The organism is Streptomyces solincola (genome assembly GCF_002982015.1).
GTDB classification, from domain to species: Bacteria; Actinomycetota; Actinomycetes; order Streptomycetales; family Streptomycetaceae; genus Streptomyces; species Streptomyces solincola.
Genome location: NZ_PVLV01000152.1, coordinates 1 through 8,586, shown reverse-complemented (window position 1 = coordinate 8,586; position 8,586 = coordinate 1). Strand labels below are relative to the sequence as shown.

The 8,586-nt window shown below is 74.5% G+C and carries 6 protein-coding genes and 1 pseudogene; 1 reads left to right on the top strand and 6 read right to left on the bottom strand.

All coding sequences use genetic code 11. From position 1 onward, the window contains the following. The first annotated feature begins 255 nt into the window (after positions 1-255). Entirely contained in the window at positions 256-1,041 is a 786-nt protein-coding gene (locus C6N75_RS11980; protein WP_105868859.1) for a VOC family protein, read from the top strand. Between the two features lie 56 nt (positions 1,042-1,097). On the opposite strand, the gene C6N75_RS11975 is transcribed toward C6N75_RS11980, so the two are convergent. The 6 genes and pseudogenes from C6N75_RS11975 to C6N75_RS31985 all read right to left on the bottom strand — a co-directional run. Continuing rightward, positions 1,098-2,390, bottom strand: coding sequence for a sulfate adenylyltransferase subunit 1 (locus tag C6N75_RS11975; RefSeq protein ID WP_105868858.1), 1,293 nt, complete (start codon positions 2,388-2,390; stop codon positions 1,098-1,100). Positions 2,391-2,392: 2 nt separating this feature from the next. Next, positions 2,393-3,328 (bottom strand): sulfate adenylyltransferase subunit CysD, encoded by a 936-nt coding sequence (cysD, locus tag C6N75_RS11970; protein ID WP_105868857.1) that lies wholly within the window; start codon positions 3,326-3,328, stop codon positions 2,393-2,395. Further along, entirely contained in the window at positions 3,325-3,906 is a 582-nt protein-coding gene (gene cysC, locus C6N75_RS11965) for an adenylyl-sulfate kinase (RefSeq protein WP_105868856.1), read from the bottom strand. The genes cysD and cysC overlap by 4 nt, the downstream gene beginning before the upstream one ends. A gap of 334 nt (positions 3,907-4,240) precedes the next feature. Further along, the gene (locus C6N75_RS11960) at positions 4,241-4,927 is read right to left on the bottom strand and encodes a LuxR C-terminal-related transcriptional regulator (protein WP_181160445.1); all 687 of its coding nucleotides are present in this window, start codon (positions 4,925-4,927) and stop codon (positions 4,241-4,243) included. A 150-nt stretch (positions 4,928-5,077) separates the two neighbouring features. Next, the gene (locus tag C6N75_RS31990; protein WP_265737436.1) at positions 5,078-6,334 is read right to left on the bottom strand and encodes a phosphopantetheine-binding protein; all 1,257 of its coding nucleotides are present in this window, start codon (positions 6,332-6,334) and stop codon (positions 5,078-5,080) included. After that, positions 6,332-8,500: pseudogene (locus C6N75_RS31985) on the bottom strand (non-ribosomal peptide synthetase); the annotation flags it as partial. The pseudogene C6N75_RS31985 and the gene C6N75_RS31990, both read right to left, overlap by 3 nt. Between the last annotated feature and the right edge of the window lie 86 nt (positions 8,501-8,586).

Genomic DNA, 8,586 nt, shown 5'->3' with positions numbered 1-8,586 from the left:
GGCGCGCGGGGCGCGACACGCTCGGGAAGACGGGGCGGGCGAGGCGGATGGACGGGGGGAAACAGGGCATCCTCCTGCCGGATCGCGCCAAACCCCGGCGCGGCCGGGGCGCACTCCGCGGTGGCCGGTGCCAGCATCTGACGAGGCACGGAGCCGGTGACCGCCGGGCGGCTGCCGCACGGGTCCGGGAAGCGGGCCCGGGGGCGCCGCCTGTCCCCCGCACGGACACCACGATGGTCCGAGGAGAGAATGACGATGACCCAGGCGGTTCGGCGCAGACCCGGTACTCCCTGCTGGGTGAGTCTCATGGTGCGCCGGTTCGAGGAGGCGGAGGAGTTCTACGGGGCGCTGTTCGGCTGGCGGTTCCAGCCCGGGCCGCGGCAGCTCGGCCCGTACGCGCGCGGGCTCCTCGACGGGCGGGAGGTGGCCGGCATCGGCAAGCTGCCGGCGGACCGGGATCTGCCGACGGCGTGGACGCCCTACCTGGCCTCGGACGACGCCGGCGCCACCACCTCCTCGGTCCGCTACAGCGGCGGGACGGTGGCGGTGGGCCCACTGAGCGCGGGGGACGCCGGGCGGATGGCGATCTGCTCCGACCCGGCGGGCGCCGTCTTCGGAGTGTGGCAGGCCGCCGCGCACACCGGCGCGGCACTGGTCGGGCAGCCCGGCACCCCGGTCTGGAACGAGCTCCTCACCTGGGAGACCGAGTCGGTGGGCAAGTTCTACCGGACCGTCTTCGGCTACGAGCTGGAGCCCGGCGGCACGGCCGGGGGCGCCACCGACCCCGATGTGGTGACGCTGAAGGTGGCGGACCGTCCGGTCGCCTCCCTGCACGGTCTCGGCCGGGCCGTGCCGAGGGAGCGCGGGGCGCACTGGATGACCTGGTTCGAGGTCGCGGACACCGACGCGGCCGCCCGGCGGGTCGACGAGCTGGGCGGCCGGGTGGTCCGGCCGCCGCACGACGCCCCGGCCGGCCGCGTCGCGGTGGTCGCCGACCGGGAGGGCGCGGTCTTCACGCTGGTCCGCTCGGCCGGCCGCTGACACGGCGGTCCGCACGGCCGGCCGCCGACCGCGCCCGCCGCCCCTCCCCCGCGGCGTCAGGCGTCGTCGGCCATGCCCGCGGTCAGCGTGGTGCCGTCGGCCGGGTCGATGAGCAGGAACGATCCGGTACGGCGGGAGACCGCGTACGGGTCGAGCGGCAGCGGCTCGGCGGTGCGCAGGACGACCCGGCCGATGTCGTTGGCGGCCAGGGCGCCGGGGTCGGGGTGGTCGGAGAGGTCGTCGAGGGTGAGCCGGGAAGGGATGTCCTTGACGACGGCCTTGACGGTGCGGGTGGTGTGCTTGAGCAGCACCCGCTGGCCGACGGCCAGGGACTGGTCGGCGACATGGCAGACGGTGGCCGTCACGACCCGGGTGACCGCCGGCGCCTCGTCGGAGGGCACCACCAGATCGCCGCGCGACACGTCCTGGTCGTCCTCCAGCAGCAGGGTCACCGACTCCGGCGAGTTCGCCGTCTGGATCGGTTCGCCGAGCCGGTCGATGGCGGCGATCCGGGTCTGCCGGCCGCCGGGCAGCACGGTGACGGGGTCGCCGACATGGAGCGCGCCGGAGGCGATCTGGCCGGCGTAGCCGCGGTAGTCGGGGTGCTCGGCCGACTGCGGCCGGATCACGTACTGGACGGGGAAGCGGGCCGGATGGCCTGCGGGGTCCTGGTCGACGGGGACGGTCTCCAGGTGTTCGAGGACGGTGGGCCCGCCGTACCAGTCCATGTGCGCGGAGGGTTCCACCACGTTGTCCCCGGCGAGGGCGGAGATGGGGATGGCGGTGACCTCGGGGACGCGGAGCCGGGTGGCGTAGGCGGTGAACTCGGTGGCGATGGCGGCGAAGACCGGCTCCGCGTAGTCGACGAGGTCCATCTTGTTGACGGCCAGCACCACGTGCGGGACGCGCAGGAGGGCGGCGATGGCGGCGTGCCGGCGGGTCTGCTCGACCACGCCGTTGCGGGCGTCGACGAGGATGACCGCCAGCTCGGCGGTGGAGGCGCCGGTGACCATGTTGCGGGTGTACTGCACGTGCCCGGGGGTGTCGGCGAGGATGAAGCGGCGCCGGGCGGTGGCGAAGTAGCGGTAGGCCACGTCGATGGTGATGCCCTGTTCGCGCTCGGCGCGCAGTCCGTCGGTGAGCAGGGCGAGGTCGGGGGTGCCCTGGCCGCGGTTGCGTGAGGCGTGCTCGACGGCTTCCAACTGGTCGGTGAGCACGGACTTGGAGTCGTGCAGGAGGCGGCCGACGAGGGTGGACTTGCCGTCGTCGACGGAGCCGGCGGTGGCGAAGCGAAGCAGGGTGGCGGCCGATGTCCCGGCCGGCACGGCGGAAGACTCAGTGATGGTCATGGTCAGAAGTACCCTTCGCGCTTGCGGTCTTCCATCGCGGCCTCGGACAGCTTGTCGTCGGCGCGGGTGGCCCCGCGCTCGGTGAGCCTCGATGCGGCGATCTCGGCGATGACGGCGTCCAGGGTGGTGGCGGTGGAGTCGACCGCGCCGGTGCAGGACATGTCGCCGACCGTGCGGTAGCGGATCATTCGGGTCTCGACCGGCTCGGTGTCGTCGGGGCCGCCCCAGTCGCCGGCGGTCAGCCACATGCCGTTGCGGGAGAAGACCTCACGCTCGTGCGCGAAGTAGATGGCGGGCAGTTCGATCCGCTCGCGCTGGATGTACTGCCACACGTCCAGCTCGGTCCAGTTGGAGAGCGGGAAGACCCGGACGTGCTCGCCGGGGGCGTGCCGGCCGTTGTAGAGGTTCCACAGCTCGGGGCGCTGCCGGCGCGGGTCCCACTGGGAGAACTCGTCCCGGAGGGAGAAGACGCGCTCCTTGGCGCGGGCCTTCTCCTCGTCGCGCCTTCCGCCGCCGAAGACCGCGTCGAACTGGTGGGTCTGGATGGCCTCGGTGAGGGGGACGGTCTGGAGCGGGTTGCGGGTGCCGTCCGGGCGCTCCTTCAGCTCGCCGCGGTCGATGTAGTCCTGGACCGAGGCGATGTGGAGGCGCAGTTGGTGCCTCTCGACGGTGCTGTCGCGGTAGTCGAGGACTTCGGGGAAGTTGTGGCCGGTGTCCACGTGCAGCAGGGCGAAGGGCACGGGGGCGGGGGCGAAGGCCTTGAGCGCCAGGTGGAGCATGACGATGGAGTCCTTGCCGCCGGAGAAGAGGATCACCGGCCGCTCGAACTCGCCCGCCACCTCGCGGAAGATGTGCACCGCCTCCGACTCCAGCGCGTCCAGGTGCGACAGCGCGAACGGAGCGTCGGTCTCGGTGTGGGTGGTGACCTGCGTGGTCATGCCAGTCCCCTCTCGGTCAGCAGCGCGTACACGGCCTCGGCCGACTCCTCCACCGACTGGTTCTGCGACTCGATGCGCAGGTCGGGGGTCTCCGGCGCCTCGTAGGGGTCGTCGACGCCGGTGAGGCCGGTGAGTTCGCCGGCGGCCTGCTTGGCGTACAGACCCTTGACGTCCCGTACCGAGCACACCTCCACCGGAGTCGCCACATGCACCTCCACATACGGGGTGCCCTCCTGGGCGTGGCGCTTGCGCACGGCCTCGCGGCTGTCGGCGTACGGGGCGATCACCGGGACCAGCACCAGCACGCCGTGCGAGGCCAGCAGCTCGGCCACGAAGCCGATCCGCTGCACATTGGTGTGCCGGTCCTCCCGGGAGAAGCCCAGGCCCGCGGAGAGGAACTCGCGGATCTCGTCACCGTCGAGCACTTCGACGCGGCGGCCCTCCGCCTCCTCCGCATCGTCCGCGCGCAGGCGGGCGGCTATCGCGCGGGCCAGGGTGCTCTTGCCGGCGCTGGGCAGTCCGGTGAGCCATACGGTCCCGCCGCGGCCCTCGGACGGTGGTGCATGCGTCGCTTCCACGTTCCTCCTGCCGTCGGGTCAGTTTCGGCCTTCGGGGCCGTTTGTGGTGTTGCCACGGTAGGGACGGCCGGGGCGCGGTGTCGGCCGCCGGACGCTGAATCGGGGTGCTGACCGATGAGCACGGACGGGGCCAAACGCCGCCTGCCGTGGAGTTCGGACGCAACGCGGTGATTACCCCGGAGCGTTCGGGCAAGACGGGAACGTGCAGGTGACGAGGGGATGCCGCAGAGGGAGAGGCGGGAGGCGTCGATGCGGCGGAGACGACGAAGCAGGGTGGCCCCCGGGGGGACCACCCTGCTCATCGGATCGCCGGTGGCGGCCGCCGGCCGGTCCGCTAGGTCGGCTGCGGCTGCATCAGTCCGGACTGGTAGGCATAGGAGACCAGTTGGGCGCGGTCCCGCAGTTGGAGCTTGAGCCGGAGCCGGTAGATGTGCGTGCGTACGGTCGCGACGCCGATGAACAGGCGCCGTGCGATGTCCTCGGTGGACAGCCCGTGGGCGGTGAGGACCAGGATCTCGTTCTCCCGGGCGGTGAGGGAGGTGCGCTCCGATACCAGTGAGCCGGTCAGGGGGGCCTCGCGGACCCGGAACCAGTCGACCACCCGGCGGGCCACCGAGGAGCCGAGCATCGCGCCCCCGTCGGCGACCGCGCGGATCGCCAGGACCAGTTCCTCGTTGCTCGCGTCGTCGGCCAGCAGACCGCTGGCCCCCGCCCGCAGTACGTCGGCCAGGCCCTGGTCACCGGGCTCCACCGCGTACACCACCACCGGTACGTCCAGCGCGGCTCCGTCGTCGTCGTCCCCCGTCTGCCGTAAGTAGCGGACCAGCTCCGGGCCGCTGAGGCGGGCGAGCTGCATGCTGGTGACGACGACGTCGGGCCGGTGGGCGCGGATGGCCGCGACGGCCTGCCCCGGGGTCACCGCCTCGGCGACGACCTCGGCGTCGGGCTCGCTCGCGAGCAGGCTGCGGATGCCTCCCCTGACCAGTGATCTCTCATCGCACGTCAGAATTCGGAGCGCCACTGATCCCATCCCCTTCTGGTGTCCAGCGTTGGGCCACTGCACGTCTGCCCCGACCCTCGGCCGGCGACACGTACAACTCGACTGAATAGATGGGGATTTGCTCACAGAGGCTGCTCGGGTGGAGGCATCCGCGGTGGGACTCGGGGGCCGTCAGGGGCGGCCCGCGTCACCCAGGGCGCGGTCCAGCACGGCGGCGACCTGGGAGGCGTACGCGGGGGTCACCAGCGTGTAGTGGTCGGCGCCGTCCAGTGTCGTGGCGCGCAGGGCGCTCGCCACCTCGCTCCAGGCGGGGCCGGCGTCCTCGGAGAGCCCGGCCCGGACGAAGTGGACCGGGCCGGGGTGCGGTTTCGGCCGGAAGTCGTCCAGCGCCCGCATGTTGGCGGCGCACAGCCGGTAGCGGTCCTCGATCTCCGCGTCCGTGAATCCCTCGTCGAGGCCCGCCGCCGAGCGCAGTGCGGCGAACGGCAGGGTGTCGTACTCCCCCGCCGCCCGGTCCAGCGCGGCAAGCGCGGCCTCGTCGGCGCCGGCGGAGCGGCACAGGTCGTGCACGAAGAAGCGGCGCAGGCCCGGCTCGGAGTAGGCGGGGGCGGTGCCGGGGAAGTCGCTGTCCAGCAGGACGGCGACGGCGTCCGGGCCGGAGCGGCGGGCCATCTCGTAGGCCACCGCCCCGCCGAAGGACCAGCCGGCGTACACCCACCTCTCCGGCCGGCCGGGGCCGGGCAGGGCGGTCAGGTAGCGCTCCGCCACGGCCGGTACGCCGCCGTCTTCGGCCGGGTTGTCCCGGGCGTCCTCGGCGGCGAAGCCGTACACCGGGGCGCCCGGGGCGAGCGCCTCGGTGAGCGGCCCGTAGCAGAGCAGGGCGCCGCCGACCGGGTGGACGAGGACCAGGCCGACGGCGGCGCGGCCGGGACGCAGCCGGGCGGGTGCGAAGCCGCCCGCGTCGTCCCGCGGTCGGCTCAGGTGGTCCAGCAGGGCGTCCCTGGCCGAGGTCCGCCCGGCCGGCCGGGGCTGGTCGTCGCCGGTCGCGGCGGCGAGCAGGGCGGCGGCCTCCTCGTCGGTGAGCGCGGTGACCAGCTCGCGCAGCCCGCTGTCGTCCAGCTGCCGGGCCTGGGCGAGCCTCACCCGGGGGGCCAGGGCGCGGACGGTGGGGGCGAAGTCGGCCAGGGAGAACTCCACGCCGAAGTGGCGGCGCAGCCGGGAGACGACCTGGGCGGCGGCCAGGCTGTGGCCGCCGAGGGCGAAGAAGTCCTCGTCCGGGCCGACGGCCTCGCGGCGCAGCACCGGGGCGATGACCTCGCGGGCCAGCGCCTCCTCGGTCTCGTTCGCGTAGGAGGGTGCGCAGGCCGCCGGGCCGGCGTCGGCCCGGGGCGCGGGCAGCTCCTTGGCGTTGACCTTGCCGCTGGGCATCAGCGGGAAGGCGTCCAGCACGGTGAAGTAGGTGGGCACCATGTACGACGGGACGTGCGCGGCGACTCCTTCGCGCAGCTCGTCCTCGCCGAGGGCCCGGCCGTCGTCGAGGGTGACGTAGCCGACCAGGTGCCGGCCGCCGCTCGGGTCGGTCCAGGGCTGGACGGTGGCCTGGCGGACGCCGGGCACCTTGCCGAGGGCGGCCTCCACCTCGCCCAGCTCGATCCGCAGGCCGCGGATCTTGACCTGCTTGTCGATGCGGCCGAGGAAGACCAGGGCGTCGTCGCGGTCGCGGCGGACCAGGTCGCCGGTGCGGTAGAGCCGGCCGCCGGGGGCGGTGCCGAAGGGGTCGGGGTAGAACTTCTCGGCGGTCAGCTCGGGGCGGCTGAGGTATTCGTCGGCGAGGCCGAGACCGCCGATGACCAGTTCGCCGGCGACGCCGGGCGGCACCAGCCGGCCGTGCCGGTCCAGGACGTGGGCGACGTGGTTGGCCATCGGCAGCCCGATGGGCGGGGAGGAGTGCCAGTCGCCCCGGCACTCCTGGACGATCATGGTGACGGTGCACTCGGTGGGGCCGTAGCCGTTGAAGAACCGCCGCCCCGGGGACCAGCGGTTGACCAGCTCGCCCGGGAACGCCTCGCCGCCGACGAAGACGATCCGCAGCTCCGGCAGCCTGTCGGGGTCGAGCAGCTCCATCAGCGAGGGGGGCAGGTCGACGACCGTGATCCGGTGGCGCTGGAGGACCTCCTGGAGCCGGTCCAGGTCGGAGCGGGTCTCGTCGGGGACGAGCACCAGCCGGGCGCCGTTGGCCAGTGCGGAGAAGGTCTCGAAGACGGAGACGTCGAAGGTGACGGCGGCGAAGCCGAGGACCCGGTCCTGGTCGGTCAGCTCGAACAGCTCGGTCACCGAGGCGAGGAAGTTGGCCAGCGCGCGGTGGCCGATGCGCACGCCCTTGGGGGTGCCGGTGCTGCCGGAGGTGTAGAGGACGTACGCGGTGTCGTCGGGGGTGGCGGTGGCCGCCGCCTGCCCGGGGGCGGCGGCCGGCCAGTCCTCGGGCCGGTCCAGCGGGAGCAGGGGCCGCCCGGCGTCCCGTACGGCGTCGGCGGTGGCCTGGACGCAGACGGTGGCGACCGCCTCGCTGTCGGCGAGGACGGTGGCGATCCGGCCGGCCGGGTGCGCCGGGTCGAGGGGGATGTAGCCGGCGCCGGTGCGGAGCACGGCGAGCAGGGTGGCGACCAGGTCGGCGGTGCGCGGCAGGCAGACGGCGACCAGGGCGCCGGGGCCGGCGCCGGCCGCCCGCAGCGGGGCGGCCAGCTCGTCGGCGCGGGCGTCCAGTTCGGCGTAGGTCAGCTCCCGCTCGCCGGCGACCACGGCGACGGCGTCGGGGCGCTGGGCCACCTGGCGGGCGATCAGCTCGACCACGGTGGTGTCGGGGCGTTCCCGGCGGGGGCCGTCGCAGTCGTGGAGGAGGTGGCGGCGCTCGGTCTCGTCCAGCAGGTCGATCTCCGCGACGCGGCGGCCGGGGTCGGCGAGCGCGGCGGTGAGCAGCCGTCCGTAGTGCCGGACGAGCTGCTCGACGGTGGCGGGGTCGAAGAGGTCGGCGTCGTAGCCGGCCGTGACCTCGGTGCCGCCGGCCGCGTCGGTGAGCCGCAGCCGCAGGTCGACCGGCGGGGGGCCGTCGTCGCCCTGGTGGTCGTCGCCGCCCTCGGTCGGTCCGAAGGCGAGGGCGGCCTGGAAGAGGGGGGCGCGGGAGGGGTCCGGGTCCTCGCCGACCGCCTCGGCCAGCTCGGCGGGGGACAGCCCGGCGTGCGCGGCCGCCTCCTCGGCGGTGGCCGCGAGGCGGGCGGCCAGCTCGGCGAACGGCGGGTCGCCGGAGACGTCGGCCCGCAGCACCAGCGGGTGGCCGGCCGGGTCGTCCGAGCCGGCGCCGAAGACGCCCAGCACCAGGTCGTCCTGCCCGGTGTAGCGGTGCAGCAGGGCGGCGAACGCGGCCGTGTGGACGGTGTACGGGGTGGCGCCGAGCCGGTCGGCGAGGGCCCGCACGGCGGCCGGGTCGCCGGCCGTCAGGAGGCTTCGGTGCTCGGCCCTGCGGCGGCCGGCCCGGAGCGGGCGGGTGCGGTCGACGGGCAGTTCCAGGGTGGGCGCGCCGGCCAGGCGCTTGCGCCAGTGGGCGGCCGAGGGGTGGTCGGCGGCGCGGGGACGGGGGGGGGGGGGTCACGTGGGGGCTCCGGGGGGGGGGGGGAGGACGGGGG